Origin of the sequence: Streptomyces sp. NPDC094032, assembly GCF_040303965.1 — a bacterium.
In the GTDB taxonomy this organism is placed as follows: domain Bacteria; phylum Actinomycetota; class Actinomycetes; order Streptomycetales; family Streptomycetaceae; genus Streptomyces.
In genome coordinates, this window is record NZ_JBEOUE010000009.1 from 129,951 (window position 1) to 147,363 (window position 17,413).

Below are 17,413 nucleotides of genomic sequence, written 5' to 3' on the forward strand. Positions count from 1 at the left end.
TTCCCCATGTGCGGGGGAGGGGCTCACGCCTTGGTGAGGTCCTCGATCTCCTCCTCGGGCTCGCGGCCCGGGGTGGGGAGGTTGAACTTGATGATCGCGAAGCGGAAGACCACGTAGTAGATCGCCGCGAAGACGAGGCCGATCGGGATGATCATCCACGGCTTGGTCGCGTGGCTCCAGTTCAGGGCGTAGTCGATGAAACCGGCCGAGAAGTTGAAGCCCGCGTGGACACCGAGGGCCCAGGTGACGGCCATCGACACGGCGGTCAGCACCGCGTGCAGCACGTACAGGATCGGCGCGATGAACATGAAGGAGAACTCGATCGGCTCCGTGACACCGGTGACGAAGGAGGTCAGGGCCAGCGAGACCATCATGCCCATCACGACCTTGCGGCGCTCGGGGCGGGCGCAGTGCGCGATGGCGATGGCGGCGGCCGGGAGGCCGAACATCATGATCGGGAAGAAGCCGGACTGGAACATACCGGCGGACGGGTCACCGGCCAGGAAGCGCGGGATGTCGCCGTTGACGACCTCGCCGGCGGCGTTGGTGAAGTCGCCGAGCTGGAACCAGGCCACGGTGTTCACGAACTGGTGCATGCCGATCGGGATCAGCGCGCGGTTGACGCCACCGAAGATGGCCGCGCCGCCGGCGCCGAGGCTGGTCATCCACTCACCGAAGCTGGAGATGCCGGTGCCGATGGGCTCCCAGACGAGACCGAAGAACACACCCACGATGAGGCCGACGAAGGCCATGATGATCGGGACGAGACGGCGGCCGTTGAAGAAGCCGAGCCAGTCGACCAGCTTGGTGCGGTGGTACTTCTGCCACAGCACCGCGGCCAGCAGACCCATGATGATGCCGCCGAGGACACCGGGGTCGTTGTACTTCGCGGCGATGTCCGCGCCGTCCTGGACCTTCGCCTCGACGACGGGGAAGGCCTCGAGGACCTTGCTGTAGACCAGGAAGCCGACGACCGCGGCGAGCGCGGTCGAGCCGTCGGCCTTCTTGGCGAAGCCGATGGCGACACCGACACAGAAGAGCAGGGGGAGCGCGCCGGTGATGGCGCCACCCGCGTTGCCGAAGACGGCGGAGACCTTGTCCCAGCCGAGGCCGTCGGCGCCGAACACGTCGGGCTGGCCAAGACGAACCATGATGCCCGCGGCCGGCAGCACGGCGATCGGCAGCTGCAGGCTGCGACCGACCTTCTGCAGGCCCTGGAACAGGCCGGATCCGCGCTTCTTCGCGGGAGCGGCGGCCTGGGCGGTGGCCGTACTCATCAACTTCCTCCAGTAGGCAAGGCGCCGCCAGAGGACAGTGAAAGGGGGTGACGGCGACGTCTCGTGGAACGCGGTGGTCTGGACCGCGTGGTCTACACCAATTAATGGTGTAGACCAGTTGTAGCACGTGAGACTTAGATAAGGAACCTTCGAATTTTGTGGGCTCAGCCATAGCCGGACAACCGACGACATAAGGCCCCCGGACCGTGAGGTCCGAGGGCCTTTTGGCCGGGCCGAAAGCCCGTAGGGAGGCGGCTGGAGGGGGGCTACGCCTTGGTGTTGTCCCGCTCCAGCTCCTCCTCCAGCTCCTCCGGTTCGCGGCCCGGAGTCGCCAGGTCGAACTTGGTGATCGCGAAGCGGAAGATCGCGTAGTAGACGACGGCGAAGCACAGGCCGATCGGGATGATCAGCCATGGCTTGGTCGCCAGGCCCCAGTTGATGACGTAGTCGATCAGGCCGGCCGAGAAGCTGAAGCCGTCGTGGACGCCGAGCGCCCAGGTCACCGCCATCGACACACCGGTCAGCAGCGCGTGGATCACGTACAGCACCGGCGCGATGAAGAGGAACGAGTACTCCAGCGGCTCCGTGATGCCCGTGACGAACGAGGTCAGACCGACCGAGAGCATCAGGCCGCCGACCTCCTTGCGCCGGTGCGGCTTGGCGCAGTGGGTGATGGCCAGCGCGGCGGCCGGCAGGGCGAACATCATGATCGGGAAGAAGCCGGAGGTGAACTGACCGGCCGCCGGGTCGCCCGCCAGGAACATGCTGATGTCACCGTGGACCACGGTGCCGTCCGGCTTGGTGTACGAGCCGAACTGGAACCACACCGGCACGTTGAGGAACTGGTGCAGGCCGATGACGAGCAGCGCGCGGTTGGCGACGCCGAAGATGCCCGAACCCCAGGAGCCGAGCCCGACCAGCCAGTCGGAGAAGTTCTCCAGCGCGTCGCCGATCGGCGGCCAGATCCACAGGCAGAGGGCGGCGAAGGCGATGCCGATGAAGGCCATGATGATCGGGACGAGCCGGCGGCCGTTGAAGAAGCCGAGCCAGTCGACCAGCTTCACCCGGTGGTACTTCTGCCAGAAGTAGGCGGCGAGCAGGCCCATGATGATGCCGCCGAAGACGCCGGGGTTCTGGTACGTGTACCCGGCGAAGGTGTCCCCGGCGCCCAGGCAGCCGCCGTTGATGTCCTTGGTGCCGGTCGGGCAGGCCTTCGGGAAGGCGTGCAGGACGCCCCGGTAGACGAGGAAACCGGCCACGGCGGCGAGGGCGGTGGAGCCGTCCGCCTTCTTCGCCATGCCGATCGCGACGCCGATGCAGAAGAGAAGGGGGAGTCCCAGGTCGGCGTCGAGGAGGGCGCCACCGGCTCCCGCCATGACCTTGGCGACGTCGGTCCAGCCCAGCCCCTCGTCGCCGAACACGTCCGGCTGGCCGAGCCGGCCGATGATGCCGGCGGCGGGAAGGACCGCGATGGGCAGCTGAAGGCTGCGGCCCATCTTCTGCAGCCCCTGGAAGAAGCCGCCCCAACGCGACTTCCTCGGTGCGGCTGCGGCGCTCGTACTGCTCATCGGCGTCCTCCCTGACCCGACACGGCCCCGGAACAATCGGGACCCGACTCTCGTTTCACACTGGTGTAGACCAGTTGCGATAGGCTCCCCGGGGCCGATCGAGGGCAGGCCGCCGGTGATCGTCATCATTCGGCAGAACGGCGGACTTCGCTCGCGAGACTGGTCCAACCGTGGGTTACCGTGACAAAGCGGACCATCGGTGCGCCGAGACTCACGTTCTTTGAACGGAACGGACAGGGAGAAACACATGGCCAGCAAGGCTGAGAAGATCGTCGCCGGGCTCGGTGGCATCGAGAACATCGAAGAGGTCGAGGGCTGCATCACCCGCCTCCGCACCGAGGTCATCGACCCGTCCAAGGTCGACGAGGCCGCCCTCAAGGCCGCCGGCGCCCACGGCGTCGTGAAGATGGGCACCGCCATCCAGGTCGTCATCGGCACCGACGCGGACCCGATCGCCGCGGACATCGAAGACATGATGTGAGCGGTCGCGACCGCGACTGAACGCATCGACGAGGGCCCGTTCCGGCAGGGGAACGGGCCCTTCGCCATGTACGGCTACGCTCGTCCCATGTCTCGTATCGACGGCCGTACCCCCGAACAGCTCCGCCCCGTCACCATCGAACGCGGATGGAGCAAGCACGCCGAGGGCTCCGTCCTCGTCTCCTTCGGCGACACCAAGGTCTTCTGCACCGCCTCCGTCACCGAGGGCGTCCCGCGCTGGCGCAAGGGCAGCGGCGAGGGCTGGGTCACCGGCGAGTACTCGATGCTGCCGCGCGCCACCAACACCCGCGGCGACCGCGAGTCCGTCCGCGGCAAGATCGGCGGCCGCACCCACGAGATCTCCCGCCTCATCGGCCGCAGCCTGCGCGCCGTCATCGACTACAAGGCGCTCGGCGAGAACACGATCGTCCTCGACTGCGACGTCCTCCAGGCCGACGGCGGCACCCGCACGGCCGCCATCACCGGCGCGTACGTCGCCCTCGCCGACGCCGTCACCTGGGCGCAGGGCAAGAAGCTGGTCAAGGCCGGCCGCAAGCCGCTGACCGGCACGGTCTCCGCCGTCTCCGTCGGCATCGTCGACGGCACCCCCCTCCTCGACCTCTGCTACGAGGAGGACGTCCGCGCCGACACCGACATGAACGTCGTCTGCACCGGCGACGGCCGTTTCGTCGAGGTCCAGGGCACCGCCGAGGCCGAGCCCTTCGACCGCAAGGAGCTCAACGCCCTCCTCGACCTGGCCTCCGGCGGCTGCGCCGATCTGGCCGAAATTCAGCGCAAGGCGCTCGAAGGAACTCTCTGAGGGTCCCCGACGTCTGTCTCCATACGGGCGCACGGGTCGAACCGTGCGCCCCGTCCAGACATGTACGTACGAGGGGGAGGACCCAACTCTTGAAGCGCCGCCGCTCCATAGCGCTCGCCGTCGCCACCGCCGCCGCACTCACGGGCCTGGTCGGCTGCAGTGGGCTCGACAAGGCCGTGGACTGCGTCAAGACCGTCGACGCCATCACGGCCTCGGTCGACAAGCTGTCGCAGGCCGTCTCCAGCGCCTCCAATGACCCGACCCAGATCGAGGAGGCCCTGAACAGCATCGACACGGAGCTGGGCAACCTCAAGAACACGACGGACAAGACGGACCTGTCCAAGGCGGTGGACGACCTCACCAAGGGCGTCGACACCGTCCGCACGTCGGTCAAGAACGGCGACGCGACCCCCGACATCAAGCCGATCACGGACGCGGCGGCGGAGGTCGGCAAGGTCTGCACGCCGGGCTAGCCCGGACCGCCGGGCCCGGGGCCGGTCCCAGCGGTGCGACCGGCCCCCGGATAATCGGGACATGACCCGTCTGATCCTCGCCACCCGCAACGCGGGCAAGATCACCGAACTCCACGCGATCCTCGCCGACGCCGGCCTCGACCACGAGCTCGTCGGCGCGGACGCGTACCCCGAGATCCCCGACGTCAAGGAAACCGGCGTCACCTTCGCGGAGAACGCGCTCCTCAAGGCCCACGCCCTCGCCCAGGCCACCGGCCTGCCCGCCGTCGCCGACGACTCCGGCCTCTGCGTCGACGTCCTCAACGGCGCCCCCGGCATCTTCTCGGCCCGCTGGGCCGGCCGCCACGGCGACGACAAGGCCAACCTGGACCTGCTCCTGGCCCAGCTCTCCGACATCGACGACACCCACCGCGCGGCCCACTTCGCCTGCGCCGCCGCCCTCGCCCTCCCCGACGGCACCGAACGCGTCGTCGAGGGCCGCATGCCCGGCACCCTGCGCCACACCCCCGTCGGCACCAACGGCTTCGGCTACGACCCGATCCTCCAGCCGGCCGGCCACGACGTGACCTGCGCCGAACTGACCCCGGCCCAGAAGAACGCGATCAGCCACCGCGGCAAGGCCTTCCGGGCGCTGGTGCCGGTGGTGCGGGAGTTGTTGGGCTGACGTCGCCCGACGGGAGAACGTGTGAGTGCGGCCGGGGGGACTCGAACCCCCACGGGTTTTACCCCACTGGGACCTAAACCCAGCGTGACTGCCAATTCCACCACGGCCGCTCGCTGCCCGGCCATGCTACTGGCCGGGCAGGCTCCGTCACAGGCCCGGGGTCAGATCCCCAGGTCCTTGATGATCTTGGCGACATGGCCGGTCGCCTTCACGTTGTAGAGGGCGCGCTCGACCTTGCCCTCCTCGTCGACGACGATCGTGGAGCGGATCACGCCCGTCACCACCTTGCCGTACAGCTTCTTCTCGCCGAAGGCGCCGTACGCCTCCAGGGTCGTCTTCTCCGGGTCGCCGACCAGCGTGACCTTCAGGTTCTCCTTGTCGCGGAACTTCGCCAGCTTCTCCGGCTTGTCCGGGGACACGCCGATGACGTCGTAGCCCGCACCGGCCAGCAGCTCCAGGTTGTCCGTGAAGTCGCAGGCCTGCTTGGTGCAGCCGGGGGTCAGGGCGGCCGGGTAGAAGTAGACGATGACCTTGCGGCCCTTGTGGTCCGCGAGGGAGACCTCGTTGCCGTCCGCGTCGGGAAGGGTGAAGGCGGGGGCGGTGTCGCCGGGCTGCAGTCGCTCGCTCATGGCTCTCCTCGGGAATGTTCGCGTACGCGTTCAGAGCCTAATGGGGGTCGGGGACGACCCGCGGGCGCGGAAGCTGACAGACTGTCCATCGACGACCGGAACACGCCGGTACTCGCCGGTACACGACTACGGAGGCAGCGCGGTGTCGGACGCCAGGACCCCTGCGCAGATCGAGGCGGACATCGTCCGCCGACGCGAGCAGCTCGCCGTCACTCTCGACGAGATCGGGATTCGGGTGCACCCGAAGACGATCATCGGCGACGCGAAGGCGAAGGTCGCCGCCACGGTCGACCACACCGCCGGCCGCGCCTTCGTCGCGGTCAACCGCGTCGTCTCGGACGTGAAGGCCCGCTTCACCCACGAGGACGGCGCGCCCCGCCTGGAGCGCGTGGTCCCGGTGGCCCTGGTCGCCGTCGCGGTCGTCGGGCTGATCGCCGCCTCCGCCCGCAAGGGCAAGGACTGAGCAAGATCCCCCCGGCCGCCCCGTCCCGGGTACGGGCGACACGCCCGGGCAGGTAGGTTCGAGTCGTGAGCGACAACACCCACGACAAGCTGCCCATCCGGATGCTCCACGACCGGGTCCTGGTCCGAACCGACAGCCCGGAAGGGGAGCGGCGCTCGGGCGGCGGCATCCTGATCCCGGCGACCGCGGCCGTCGGCCGCCGGCTGGCCTGGGCCGAGGTGGTCGCGGTCGGGCAGAACGTCCGGACCGTCGAGATCGGCGACCGGGTCCTGTACGACCCCGAGGACCGCGCCGAGGTCGAGGTGCGGGGTGTCGCGTACGTCCTGATGCGCGAGCGCGACCTGCACGCGGTCGCCGCCGACCGCTTCCAGGGGCAGTCCGACTCGACGGGCCTGTACCTCTAGGCACCCCGTGAAGGCCTGGTGACCGGTGTCACCAGGCCTTTTGCCTGCCCTTTGCTAAGCTGGGGGCACCCGACGAGACGCGCCGTACCGGGCTTGACGACAAGACGACGCACCCTGTTGATCCGTCTCGCGGAGGTTCGTCGTCATGGCCTGGGTCCTTCTCATCGTCGCCGGTCTGCTCGAAGTCGGCTGGTCCATCGGCATGAAGTACACCGAGGGCTTCACCCGTCTCTGGCCCAGCGTCTTCACCGGCGCCGGGATCGTCGCCTCGATGCTGCTGCTCTCGCAGGCCGCCAAGACCCTGCCCATCGGCACGGCGTACGGCGTGTGGGTCGGCATCGGCGCGGCCGGTGCGGCGGTGCTCGGCATGGTGGTGCTCGGAGAGCCCGCGACCGCCGCCCGTATCTTCTTCGTCTGTCTGCTGCTGGTGGCCGTGGTCGGCCTCAAGGCGACTTCGGGTCACTGACCGGGGTTACCGGGGGCCGGTGTACCGGCCAGGCTGTCGCCCGGGGCCCCCGCCGGCGGAGCGAACGGTTCCGCCGGCGGGGGCTGCGGGGCCGGGATCCCTTGAGCACCCGGGGCCTGCTGCGCTTCGCGCTCCGGCTGCGGCGCCGGGTCCCGTACCGCGTCCGGACGCCGGGGATCCGGATCCGCCCGCCGAGACCCCGTCTCGACCGGCTCCCGCCCCTGCGATCCTCGCGGCCCCTTCGGCGCCCCCGTCCCCCGCCCCGGCCTGCGGTCGGCCGCCCCCGGTCCCTCGAAGCCCTGTGCCGCGTCCGGGACGTCCGGCACCGGCGGCACCAGCGGCTGCTCCTCCGCGCCCTCAAGAAGGCGCAGGTCGAACTCCTTCGGCGTGACCCCGGCGAGCGCCTCGCGGGTGAACTGGCCCCAGATCTCGGCGGGCGCCCCGCCCCCGTTGATCCGGGGCTGGCCCAGCGCCCCGTACAGCGACTCCTGCCGGCCCGACCGCGGATCCTGGCCCATCATCGCCACCACCGTCGCGAGCTCCGGGGTGTAGCCGGCGAACCAGGCCGCCTTGTCGTCCTCCGCCGTGCCCGTCTTCCCCGCCGCCGGCCGCCCGGCCGCGAGCGCCGCCGTACCGGTGCCGCTCTGGACGACGCTCCGCAGCACGGACGTCGTCGTGTCGGCGGCCTCGCGGCCGATCGCCTCGCGCGCCCCGGCCGGACCCGCCGCACCCGGCAGCTCCACCTCCTCGCCGTCCCTGGCGACCCTCTCGACCAGGGTGTACGTGCCGTGGGAGCCGTGGTTGGCGAGCGTCGCGTACGCCTGCGCCAGGTCCAGGACGCTCGCCGTGGCCGGGCCGAGCGCGATGGAGGGCGAGGAGGTGAGGTCGGGGGTGCTCCCGGGCAGGCCGAGGGCGACCGCGGCCTCGCGGACCCGGCCCGGGCCGACGTCCACGGCCATCTGCGCGTACACCGCGTTGACCGAGCGGTCGGTGGCGGTCCGCACGGTGATGTCGCCGTAGCTGACGTCGTCCTCGTTGCCCGGGTCGTACAGGGCCCCGTTCCACCCCTGCACCGGCCGCCGGTTGTCGCCGTCGTAGTAGGTGTTCGGCGTGATCCGCTCACCCTCCTGGGTCAGCGCGCCGTGCTGGAGCGCCGCCGCGAGGACGAAGGGCTTGAAGGTGGAGCCGACCTGGTAGTCGCGGCGGGTGGCGTTGTTGACGAACTGCCGGGTGTAGTCGATGCCCCCGTAGAGGGCGACGACCCGGCCGCTCGCCGGCTCGACGGCCGCGCCCCCGACCCGTACGAACTGGTCCGCGGGGTTGCGGGCGGGGTCGAGCCGCGTGTTCACGTGCTCGTCGACGGCCCGTACGAAGGCGTCCTGCTTGCCCCGGTCCAGGGTGGTGGTGATCCGGAAGCCCCCGGCGGCCAGCGTCTTCTCGTCGACGATCCCGCGCTCCGTCAGGTACTGCTCGACCGCCTGCACCAGATAGCCGCGCTGTCCGGAGAGACCGGCCGAGGGCCGGGCCGGCTGCGGGGTGGGAAAGACGGCGCCCGCGCGGGCGGCGGGTGACAGCCAGCGCTCCTTGACCATGCCGTCCAGGACGTAGCGCCAGCGGGCGAGCGCGCGCGGCCGGTTCTCGGGGTGCACGGCCACGTCGTACGCGTTGGGCGCGTTGAGCAGCGAGGCGAGGTACGCGCCCTCGGCGGTGTCGAGGTCCTTGGCGTCCTTGCCGTAGTAGGCGCGGGCGGCGGCCTGGATCCCGTACGCGTTGCGCCCGAAGTAACTGGTGTTCAGGTACCCCTCCAGGATCTCCCCCTTGCTCTTCTCGCGGCCCAGCTTGATCGCGATGAAGAACTCCTTCGCCTTGCGGGTGAGGGTCTGCTCCTGGCCCAGGTAGTAGTTCTTGACGTACTGCTGGGTGATGGTCGAGCCGGACTGGCGGCCCTTGCCGGTGAGGGTGTTCCAGGTGGCGCGCAGCATGGCCCGGGGGTCGACCGCGGGCGAGGTGTGGAAGTCGCGGTCCTCGGCGGCCAGCACGGCGTGCTGGACCCCGGCCGGGACCCGTTCCAGGCTCACGTTCTCGCGGTCGACCTCGCCGTCGCGGGCGATCTGGCTGCCGTCGCGGTAGAGGAACAGGTTGGACTGGGCGACGGCGGTGGCGTTGGCGGGCGGGATGTCCACGAGGAGATAGCCGGCGACGAAGCAGCCGAGCAGCAGCAGGCCGCCGAGGACGACGAGCCCGAGCAGCCGCCGCAGGAGGCGGCGGGGGCGGCGCCCTCGGGACGGGGGCGGGGCGGGGACGGTCGGGTCCCTGGGCTCCCAGGAGGACTCGGAGGACTCGGCGGACCGGACCTCGCGCGCACCGGATGAAGGGGGCATAACAGCACATCCTGCCCGCATGGGCCGGAAAACCGGTCGCGACGGCACGGGAAGTCCCCCTAAGGTCGGGCCCTTTGCGCGGTGGGACCGACCGGAGGGAGCAGGGGGACATGCTGCGGCTCTACACGACCGTCGCCGCGGGTGGGTTCAGGCGCCATGCCACGTACCGGGTGGCCACGGCGGCGGGGGTGTTCACCAACACCGTCTTCGGCTTCATCCTGTCGTACACCTTCATCGCCCTCTGGGACGCGCGTCCCACGCTCGGCGGATACGACATGGGGGACGCCCTCGCCTATGTGTGGATCGGCCAGGCCCTGATCACCGTCTGCGGGCTGATGGGCGGCGGTTTCGAGGAGGAGCTGATCGAGCGGATCCGCACCGGCGACATCGCGGTCGACCTCTACCGGCCGGCCGACCTCCAGACCTGGTGGTTCGCCGCGAACCTGGGCCGCGCGGCGTACCAGCTGATCGGCCGGGGGATCGCGCCCATGGTCTTCGGCGCCCTCGTCTTCGACCTGACCCTGCCGAGCCACGCGTGGACCTGGCTCGCCTTCCTCGGCTCGGTGACGCTGGGCGCGATCGTCAGCTTCGCCATCTGGTACCTGGTCGCGATGAGCGCCTTCTGGCTCCTCGACGGCCAGGGCGTGATGCAGGTGGCCTGGCTCGGCGGGCTGTTCTTCTCGGGGATGCTGCTCCCGCTCAACGTCTTCCCCGGCGCCCTGGGCGAGGTGGCGCGGATGCTGCCCTGGGCGTCGATGCTCCAGGTGCCGGCGGACGTCTACCTGGAGCGGTACGAGGGCTGGGGACTGCTGGGGGCGTACGCGTTCCAGGCCTGCTGGGCGGTCGTCCTCCTGGCGACGGGCCGCGCGGTGCAGGCGGCGGCGACGCGGAAGGTGGTGGTGCAGGGTGGGTGACCGTACGGTCGTGGCCGAGTCCTGGCGGACGTACCGCATGGTCGCGGGGATGTGGATCCGCTCCACCCTCACGTACCGCTCCTCCTTCGCCCTGACCCTCCTCTCCTCCCTCCTCGTCACCTTCTTCGACTTCGTCGTCATCCTCCTGATGTTCGGCCAGGTCAGAGGACTCGGCGGCTTCTCCTTCGCGGAGGTCGCCTTCCTGTACGGGACGGCCGGCACCTCGTTCGGCCTCGCCGATCTGGTGATGGGCTCGCTGCCGCGGATGGGCAAGCGGGTGCGCGACGGCTCCCTCGACACGTTCCTGCTGCGCCCCGCGCCGGTCCTCGCGCAGGTCGCGGCCGACCGCTTCGCGCTGCGGCGGCTCGGGCGGATCGCCCAGGGGCTGCTGGTCCTGGTGTGGGGCCTGGTGCTGCTTGAGGGCGTGGAGTGGACGCCGCTGAAGCTCCTCCTGGTGCCGGTGATGCTGCTGAGCGGCGCGCTGATCTTCGCCGCGCTGATGGTGCTGGGCGCCTCCGCCCTGTTCTGGCTCCAGGACGCGGCCGAGGTGACGAACTCGTTCACGTACGGCGGGAACACGATGCTCCAGTACCCGCCGACGATCTTCGCCCAGGACCTGGTGCGCGGCGTCGTCTACGTCGTACCGCTCGCCTTCGTCAACTGGCTGCCCGCCCTCTACGTCCTGGGGAGGACGCCACCGGCCGGGGTGCCCGGGTGGACGGCGTTCGCGTCGCCCCTGGTCGCGGCGGTGTGCTGCGCGGTGGCGGGGATCGCGTGGCGGGCGGGCCTGCGGAGCTACCGATCGACAGGAAGCTGAGCTATCTATCCACCATGGAGCGCGAAATGGACCCGACGACTCCTGCCAAGGAGCCCTTCATCGAACTGGAGGGACTGGAGAAGATCTTCACCGTCCGCCGCAGGGCAGGCCTGATCCGCCGGGAGAAACGGGAGGTCCGGGCGGTCGACGGCATCTCCTTCACCGTCGGCAAGGGGGAGATGGTCGGCTACATCGGCCCCAACGGCGCCGGGAAGTCGACCACGATCAAGATGCTGACCGGCATCCTCACCCCGAGCGGCGGACGCGTGCGGGTGGCCGGCATCGACCCTTCCCGCGAGCGCACCCGGCTCGCCCGCCGCATCGGCGTGGTCTTCGGCCAGCGCACCAGCCTCTGGTGGGACCTGCCGCTGCGCGACTCGTACACCCTGGTCCACCGCATGTACCGGATCCCCGACGCCCGCTACGCCGAGAACCTCGCCCGCTGCGTCGAACTCCTCGACCTCGGCGACCTGCTCGACGTACCCGTGCGGCAGCTCTCCCTGGGCCAGCGGATGCGCGGGGACATCGCGGCGGCGCTGCTGCACGACCCGGACGTGCTGTACCTGGACGAGCCGACGATCGGCCTGGACGTGGTGTCGAAGGCGAAGGTCCGCGGCTTTCTGCGCGAGCTGAACGCGACCCGCGGCACGACGGTCCTCCTCACCACCCACGACCTGACCGACATCGAACAGCTCTGCCGCCGGGTGATGGTCATCGACCACGGGCGCCTGATGTACGACGGGGAGCTCGCCGGCCTGCACGCGGCCAGCGAGAGCGAGCGCCTGCTGGTGGTCGACCTGGCGCGGGAATCGGCGCCGATCGAGGTACCGGGCGCCCGCTTCGTCCGCGCGGAGGGCCCCCGCCAGTGGCTGGCGATCCCCGCCGCCTCCTCGGCGGCCCCCGTGGTGGCGTCGGTGGCGGCGGCGTACCCGCTGCTGGACCTGTCGGTGCGGGAGCCGGACATCGAGGCAGTGATCGCGAAGATGTACGGGGGCGGATATGGGGGCGGGTACGGGGGAACTCCGGATGCGTCCCAGGAGTCACTGAGATAGGCAGATGAGAAAGGGAGGTGAGGTGATGGTGAGCTTCACCTACACGGCGGCGGACGCGGAGAAGAGCAAGGGCGTCCGGCGGATGAAGCTGCTGGCGACGGGCCTGCTCGCGTTCGTCGCGGTGGTCTTCGCGCTGGCCACGTGGACGAAGAGCGCGGGCGCGGGCGCATGGGCGGGCTATGTGGCCGCGGCGGCGGAGGCCGGCATGGTCGGCGCGCTGGCGGACTGGTTCGCGGTGACGGCCCTCTTCCGCCGCCCGTTGGGCCTCCCCATCCCGCACACGGCGATCATCCCCACCAAGAAGGACCAGCTGGGCGCCTCCCTGGGCACCTTCGTCGGCGAGAACTTCCTCTCCGCCGACGTCGTACGGGGCAGACTCCGCGGCTTCGGCATCGCCCGCCGCCTAGGCGTGTGGCTCGCGGACCCGGCCCACGCGGACCGCGTGACATCCGAACTGGCGGCAGCCCTACGCGGCGCACTGACAGTCCTCCGCGACTCCGACGTACAGGCGGTCGTCGGCGAGGCCATCACCCGCCGCGCGGAGGCGGCGGAGATCGCCCCGGGCCTGGGCAAGACCCTCGACCGCATGGTCGCCGACGGCTCCCACCACAGGGCCGTCGACCTGGTCTGCTCCCGGGCGCACGACTGGCTGGTGACGCACGGCGACTCGGTGATGGACGCGGTCCAGGGCGGGGCGCCGGGCTGGACCCCGCGCTTCGTGGACAAGCGCATCGGCGAGCGCGTCTACAAGGAGCTGCTCCGCTTCGTGACGGAGATGCGGGACATGCCGGCCCACCCGGCGCGCGGCGCGATCGACCGCTTCCTGACGGACTTCGCCGCCGACCTCCAGTCCGACAGCGACACCCGCGCCCGCGTCGAGCGCCTCAAGTCGGACCTCGTCTCCCGCCCCGAGGTCCAGGACCTCATCGCCTCGGCCTGGTCCTCGGTCCGCGCCCTGGTCCTGGCCGCCGCAGAAGACGACCAGAGCCAGCTCCGCCGCCGCGCCCGCGCCTCCCTGATCTCCCTGGGCCAGCGCCTCTCCTCGGACGACCGTCTCCAGTCCAAGGTCGAAGGCTGGGCGGAGGACGCCGCCGCCTACGTCGTCACCACCTACCGCACCGAGATCACCTCCCTGATCACCGACACGGTCGCCGGCTGGGACGCCACCCAGACCTCGAAGAAGATCGAGGCCAACATCGGCCGCGACCTCCAGTTCATCCGCATCAACGGCACGGTGGTGGGCGCGCTGGCGGGCCTGCTGATCTACACGATCAGCAGGGCGGCGGGCGGCTGACGACCGCGACGGCCCGGCAGCCGGCCCCGCGTCGGCCGCGTCAGACGTCGGCGTTCCGCGTCACGACGTAGGCCGCCCCGGCCATCCCCGCGGCCACGGAGAACACGGCGGGCCAGGCCCCGATCTTCTTGGCAAGCGGATGCGACCCGGCAAACGCGGCGACATAGGCAGCCGTAAGCCCACCCGCGACCTTCGCCCCACCCACCCGCTGCCACTCCTTCGCGGCCACACCACCGGCTGCGGCCAGCACGACCCCACCCAGCGGCCGCTTCTTCGTCCACCGAGCAACGGCATACCCACCGACGAGCCCGGCGGCGGCTATGGCGGGGGAGGGGATACGGGGCATGGCGGGGGCCTTTCGACGGGCGGGTCGGCTTCAAGACGAGGGTAACGAGCGGGCGTCTCCCGGCCCTCGGGGGCGTCGGCCAGGTGCGCGGCCATACATGGTCAGACGGATTCGAGGTGCCCTACCAGGGCGCGGAGGTCCGCACTGTCCATACCCCACGGAGAATAATCCTCCTCGGGGTCGGCCAGTTCCTGCACGACTGGGTCGTCCAGGATCTTCCCCATGAACTCCAGCTTGCGGCCGAGCCGCTCATGCACGATGTGGTCGATGGTGCCCTTCGCGATGAGCACAGTGACCCGGGTCTCCGTGTCCGGGGCCAGCCCGAGCCGGTGAATCCGGTCAAGGCTCTGCAGATACCGGCCGGCCGCGAAGTCGCGGTCCAGGTACACCGCGTCGTGACAGACATGGTGGAGGCTGATTCCCTCGCCCAAGGTGGCGGGGTTGGACAGCAGCACCATGCAGTCCGGGTCTTCCCGGAACCTGCGGATCTGCTCGTCGCGGTCGGGTGTGCCGCCGTGGACGACCGCCGGCTGGAAGGCCGCCAGAGGAACCGCCAGCGAGTTCAGGTTCCTCACGAACGTGGACCATACGAGCGTCTTGCGGCCCTGACGGGCGTTGTCGGTCACGGTCCGGAGCACGGCTTCGTACTTCGGCGAGAGCTCATAGCGGGGCAGGTCCCGCAGAAGCTCCTTCAGCGGGAGCCCGTCGGCTGGCCGCAGCGGGGGCACGTGGAAGGGCAAGGGCGCGTGCCGGTCGGTCCCTGGTTCAAGCAGCGCGGGGTTCGTGCTGGCCATCATCAGGTAGCAGAGGACCTTGCCGAGCCGGGCGAATTCTTCCTGTTCGCGGTCCTGCGGGCCGGGAAGCTGGTTCTTGAGCGCCGAGTAGAGGCGCCGGTGTGCTTCGGGGAGCTCCACCTGCCTGACGCGCAGGTCCACCGGCGGAAGCTGGAGCTCCTTCTTGGTGGTCCGGGTGAACAGGGGCCGCAGTACCCGGCTCGCGTGGGCCAGGTCGCCGCCTGCCACCGCCCTGTCCACCACGCGCCGGCCGTGACCCGGCCAGACGAACGAGAGCAGGCTCTCCAGGTCCTTGGCTCCGTTGGGCGCGGGCGTTCCCGTGAGTATCAGCCGGTGCCGGGCGAGCGGACCCAGTGCCATGCAGCTGGCGCCGTAGGTGCCCCGGACCCCCAGCTTCATACGGTGGGCCTCGTCCAGGACCAGCATGGCTGGGGCGAGGGTCAGCCAGTCGGCCAGCTTCGCCTGCTGCCGGCTCAGCCGCTCGTAGTTGACCAGCAGGATCTCCGCGTCATTGGCCCGGTCGCTGCCGAAGACCCTGACCGCCGGAGGCTCGGTGAAGCACTGGGCGGCCTCGTCCGTCCACGCTTCGTACGCCGACTTCGGACTCACGACCAGCAGCCGCCTGACCTGCCCGGAGCGCTTGAGGGCCGAGTAGACCGCCAGCGCGGCGCGCGTCTTCCCGGCCCCCGGCACACTGAAGTTCGCCCCGTGCGTCAGGGACAGCAGTTTGGCGACGTCCCTCAGCTGGAAATCGGTGAGCGGCGCCTTCCACGAGTCCCCCAGCAGTCCGGGGACCGCGGACGCGGCCACTTCTCCTGAGGGTTCCTCCCCCTTGGTCTCGGCGGTGAGCCGGGCCTCGACTGCCTGGGCGTCCCGGACGGACCCCTCGGCCAGTGACCTGAGGTCGGGCGCGAAGTCCACGCCGGCGGGATCGTGCCAGTGCCTGAGGAGCGTGAGCTGCGCGAGGAACTCTTCGAGATCTACTTCGGCGGCGAGCGGTCCCCGGTGGCTGCCGCTGCCGTAGCGGGCGATGAACCGGACCAGGTGCTCCTGCCCGTCCTCCGGGGTGCGGAACACCACCTTCGTCCGCGTCTCATCGAAGCTCAGCCTCAGGGACCGCTCCTCGGTGTCGTCCATCCTCAGCCCTCACTCGCCTTGATCAGCCAGCTGACCCCTTCGCCGCGAGTGACGACCCCGCGGTTGGCCTGGCGGGCCAGCTTCACGAGGCTGCCGCGGACACGGAGCAGGGCTTCGTCGAAGCTCTCCTCGTCGAGGCTGTTGCTGCCCACCGCCTGTGCCAGGTCGTGGACGCTCTGCTCGATGGCGGCGCGCGCGTCATCGAGCCGTTCAGCGGTGGTCTGCCTGACCCGCTTGAGCCTGGCGTCCCGCTCGGCGGTGACGATCGCGCGCTCGATGCCTCTGCGCGCGACGGCGACCTCGGCCCGTGCGGAGGCACGCGTCTCGGCGGGGAGGTGGCGCGCCGATTCGACAGCGCGGGCACGCAGGATCTGGTCCGTGACGGCACGGGCCTGCACCACCAGATCCGTCGGCGGGGCCACGGAGACGGAGAGCCCGGGAATGGCGAGCCCGCCGCCGGCCTCCTCCTGCTCGGCGGGGCGCTGCAGCAGTTCCGGCAGCGCATTGTCCAGGTACTTCTCCTGGAAGTCCTCGCCGATGACCCGGGTCTTCGTCTTGGCGAAGTCCAGGATGATCGCGGCGACCCGGTTCTCCTTGATCCGCTCCGCCTTCTCCAGGCTGGAGCCGGCCGCCTTGTCCCAGATGCGGTGCAGTTCCTTGAAGTTCTCCTGGTGCCCTTCGAAGTCCGCGAGTGAGAGCTGGGCGCCTTCGGGGGTGGCACTGCGGTCGATCATGTCCCGGATCACTCCGAGGATCCAGCGCTCCTGCTTGAAGGTCCTCAGCTGGATATGGAACTCACGGGCGATGTCGGCCGCTTCGCGGCCCATCAGCTCCTGCTCCTCCATGGCGATCAGGCGGTTGATGTAGGAGTAGTCCCTGCGCTTGTCAGGGCGCAGCTGAAGGGTGAGTTCAACGGCGTTGATGTCCTCCCAGGTCGTCGTGGGCGGAAGCACGCCGACCCGGATCGACGTGCGTCCCAGCCGGCGCAGTGCTGCCGCGCGGGTGTTGCCGTTGACGAGGATGCCCTCGTGGGTGATCAGCCCCGGCTCCTGCTGGTCGACGGTCCGCAGGCTGTCCAGCAGGGCCTCGAAGTCGGGGTCGGGCTCGTCCGGGTTGGAGGGCTTGCCCTTGAGCAGTCGCTCCAGGTACTCCTGGCTTTCCGCGTCCCAGGGGTTGTCCCGCAGGGCCTGGGCGAGCGCCGGGTTGTGACCGAGCTGAGCCCTGATCCGGTGGGTCGCCGGGTTGTAGTACAGGTCGCGCAGAGGCATGTCGATGACGCCGACGTGCAGCGGCCGGCCGTTCCATTCCACGGTCACGGTCTCGCGGACCGCGTTCCCCTCCGGCGGCTCCTTGAGCCGCCGGGCGACGAACTCCGCGGTCTTTTCTCCCGTCGGCGGAAGACCGTACTTCTGCATCCCCACAGCTCTCCTCGAC

At 70.2% G+C, this 17,413-nt stretch carries 18 protein-coding genes, 1 tRNA gene and 1 riboswitch; of the genes, 11 read left to right on the forward strand and 8 right to left on the reverse strand.

Features of this window, described 5'->3' with window-relative positions; all coding sequences use genetic code 11:
- Positions 1–23 precede the first annotated feature (23 nt).
- Together ABTZ54_RS15590 and ABTZ54_RS15595 are read right to left on the reverse strand one after the other, a co-directional pair.
- Complete coding sequence (locus tag ABTZ54_RS15590) at positions 24–1,277, reverse strand: PTS transporter subunit EIIC (protein ID WP_351662733.1); 1,254 nt, start codon at positions 1,275–1,277, stop codon at positions 24–26.
- Positions 1,278–1,543: 266 nt separating this feature from the next.
- Entirely contained in the window at positions 1,544–2,845 is a 1,302-nt protein-coding gene (locus ABTZ54_RS15595; RefSeq protein ID WP_351662735.1) for a PTS transporter subunit EIIC, read from the reverse strand.
- A 247-nt stretch (positions 2,846–3,092) separates the two neighbouring features.
- Between ABTZ54_RS15595 and ABTZ54_RS15600 the strand changes: the two genes are divergently transcribed.
- From ABTZ54_RS15600 to rdgB, 4 genes are all read left to right on the forward strand, one after another.
- Positions 3,093–3,326 carry a PTS sugar transporter subunit IIB gene (locus ABTZ54_RS15600; RefSeq protein WP_018517946.1) on the forward strand — a complete coding sequence of 78 codons (234 nt, stop codon included), beginning with the start codon at positions 3,093–3,095 and terminating at the stop codon, positions 3,324–3,326.
- An 87-nt stretch (positions 3,327–3,413) separates the two neighbouring features.
- The gene (gene rph / locus ABTZ54_RS15605; protein WP_351662738.1) at positions 3,414–4,145 is read left to right on the forward strand and encodes a ribonuclease PH; all 732 of its coding nucleotides are present in this window, start codon (positions 3,414–3,416) and stop codon (positions 4,143–4,145) included.
- 89 nt (positions 4,146–4,234) lie between these two features.
- Positions 4,235–4,618: a hypothetical protein gene (locus tag ABTZ54_RS15610; protein WP_351662741.1), complete on the forward strand. Its 384-nt coding sequence runs from the start codon at positions 4,235–4,237 to the stop codon at positions 4,616–4,618.
- Positions 4,619–4,679: 61 nt separating this feature from the next.
- A complete protein-coding gene (gene rdgB / locus ABTZ54_RS15615) occupies positions 4,680–5,282 on the forward strand; it encodes an RdgB/HAM1 family non-canonical purine NTP pyrophosphatase (protein ID WP_351662744.1) in 603 nt (200 codons plus the stop codon).
- Positions 5,283–5,308: 26 nt separating this feature from the next.
- Here the strand turns inward: rdgB and ABTZ54_RS15620 are convergent.
- A tRNA-Leu gene (locus ABTZ54_RS15620) sits at positions 5,309–5,392 on the reverse strand.
- Between the two features lie 51 nt (positions 5,393–5,443).
- Entirely contained in the window at positions 5,444–5,911 is a 468-nt protein-coding gene (bcp, locus tag ABTZ54_RS15625; RefSeq protein WP_351662747.1) for a thioredoxin-dependent thiol peroxidase, read from the reverse strand.
- 142 nt (positions 5,912–6,053) lie between these two features.
- On the opposite strand from bcp, the gene ABTZ54_RS15630 reads away from it, so the two are divergent.
- From ABTZ54_RS15630 to ABTZ54_RS15640, 3 genes are all read left to right on the forward strand, one after another.
- The gene (locus tag ABTZ54_RS15630) at positions 6,054–6,374 is read left to right on the forward strand and encodes a DUF3618 domain-containing protein (protein ID WP_351662750.1); all 321 of its coding nucleotides are present in this window, start codon (positions 6,054–6,056) and stop codon (positions 6,372–6,374) included.
- Between the two features lie 65 nt (positions 6,375–6,439).
- On the forward strand, positions 6,440–6,778 hold the full coding sequence (locus tag ABTZ54_RS15635; RefSeq protein WP_351662752.1) for a GroES family chaperonin: 339 nt from the start codon (positions 6,440–6,442) through the stop codon (positions 6,776–6,778).
- A 42-nt stretch (positions 6,779–6,820) separates the two neighbouring features.
- A riboswitch (guanidine-III (ykkC-III) riboswitch) is annotated at positions 6,821–6,892 on the forward strand.
- A 31-nt stretch (positions 6,893–6,923) separates the two neighbouring features.
- A complete protein-coding gene (locus ABTZ54_RS15640; RefSeq protein ID WP_043228159.1) occupies positions 6,924–7,244 on the forward strand; it encodes a DMT family transporter in 321 nt (106 codons plus the stop codon).
- Here ABTZ54_RS15640 and ABTZ54_RS15645 read toward each other — a convergent pair.
- A complete protein-coding gene (locus tag ABTZ54_RS15645) occupies positions 7,238–9,625 on the reverse strand; it encodes a transglycosylase domain-containing protein (protein ID WP_351662755.1) in 2,388 nt (795 codons plus the stop codon). The genes ABTZ54_RS15640 and ABTZ54_RS15645 overlap by 7 nt on opposite strands.
- A 113-nt stretch (positions 9,626–9,738) precedes the next feature.
- Here ABTZ54_RS15645 and ABTZ54_RS15650 point away from each other — a divergent pair, with 113 nt between their 5' ends.
- Genes ABTZ54_RS15650 through ABTZ54_RS15665 form a run of 4 tightly spaced genes read left to right on the forward strand, consistent with a single transcriptional unit; the run spans position 9,739 to position 13,702 of the window.
- Entirely contained in the window at positions 9,739–10,539 is an 801-nt protein-coding gene (locus ABTZ54_RS15650; protein WP_351663032.1) for an ABC transporter permease, read from the forward strand.
- 37 nt (positions 10,540–10,576) lie between these two features.
- Complete coding sequence (locus ABTZ54_RS15655; protein ID WP_351663034.1) at positions 10,577–11,356, forward strand: ABC transporter permease; 780 nt, start codon at positions 10,577–10,579, stop codon at positions 11,354–11,356.
- 14 nt (positions 11,357–11,370) lie between these two features.
- Positions 11,371–12,408 carry an ABC transporter ATP-binding protein gene (locus tag ABTZ54_RS15660; RefSeq protein ID WP_351662758.1) on the forward strand — a complete coding sequence of 346 codons (1,038 nt, stop codon included), beginning with the start codon at positions 11,371–11,373 and terminating at the stop codon, positions 12,406–12,408.
- A gap of 25 nt (positions 12,409–12,433) precedes the next feature.
- Positions 12,434–13,702: a DUF445 domain-containing protein gene (locus ABTZ54_RS15665; protein ID WP_351662761.1), complete on the forward strand. Its 1,269-nt coding sequence runs from the start codon at positions 12,434–12,436 to the stop codon at positions 13,700–13,702.
- Between the two features lie 40 nt (positions 13,703–13,742).
- On the opposite strand, the gene ABTZ54_RS15670 is transcribed toward ABTZ54_RS15665, so the two are convergent.
- The 3 genes from ABTZ54_RS15670 to ABTZ54_RS15680 form a co-directional block, all read right to left on the reverse strand.
- Positions 13,743–14,048 (reverse strand): hypothetical protein, encoded by a 306-nt coding sequence (locus ABTZ54_RS15670; RefSeq protein ID WP_351662763.1) that lies wholly within the window; start codon positions 14,046–14,048, stop codon positions 13,743–13,745.
- 101 nt (positions 14,049–14,149) lie between these two features.
- A complete protein-coding gene (locus ABTZ54_RS15675; protein WP_351662766.1) occupies positions 14,150–15,979 on the reverse strand; it encodes a DEAD/DEAH box helicase in 1,830 nt (609 codons plus the stop codon).
- A 2-nt stretch (positions 15,980–15,981) separates the two neighbouring features.
- Positions 15,982–17,394 (reverse strand): ParB/RepB/Spo0J family partition protein, encoded by a 1,413-nt coding sequence (locus ABTZ54_RS15680; protein ID WP_351662769.1) that lies wholly within the window; start codon positions 17,392–17,394, stop codon positions 15,982–15,984.
- Positions 17,395–17,413: the final 19 nt, after the last annotated feature.